The organism is Comamonas sp. GCA5 (genome assembly GCF_036541385.1).
GTDB lineage: Bacteria > Pseudomonadota > Gammaproteobacteria > Burkholderiales > Burkholderiaceae_C > Comamonas > Comamonas aquatica.
Window position 1 is genome coordinate 1 of record NZ_JAZHFR010000240.1, and the last position, 393, is coordinate 393.

The following is a 393-nucleotide window of genomic DNA, read 5'->3' on the forward strand; positions in this document are numbered from 1 at the left end:
CGATCACTTCCAGTTCCAACGTATCGGATATTTCACGGTTGATCCTGATAGCAAGCCTGACAACTTGGTATTTAACCGCACTGTGTCACTCAAAGACGCATGGAAAAAAGCCAATAAATAATCAAGATTGTTTCAATGGAATCAATATCTTTCATTCAGTGGTGTCTGGATCATCTCAATTACTGGACATCACTTTGCTCATGGCTATTGAGAGTTCTTTCATCCCTTTTCCCTCAGAAGTAGTGGTGCCGCCTGCTGCTTATAAAGCAGCGGTGGGCAGTGGCGATCTCAATGTCTTTTTGGTGGTAATATTCGCTACCATAGGAGCAGATATAGGCGCACTGATCAACTATGTGCTCTCCATGTACCTCGGCAGGCCGATAGTATACAAAT

The 393-nt window shown here is 43.8% G+C and carries 1 protein-coding gene; it reads left to right on the forward strand.

Annotation, left to right across the window (positions count from 1 at the left end):
* Positions 1-200 precede the first annotated feature (200 nt).
* Positions 201-393, forward strand: a 193-nt coding sequence (locus tag SJH88_RS19475) for a DedA family protein (RefSeq protein WP_274755421.1), incomplete at its 3' end; no start/stop codon positions are given.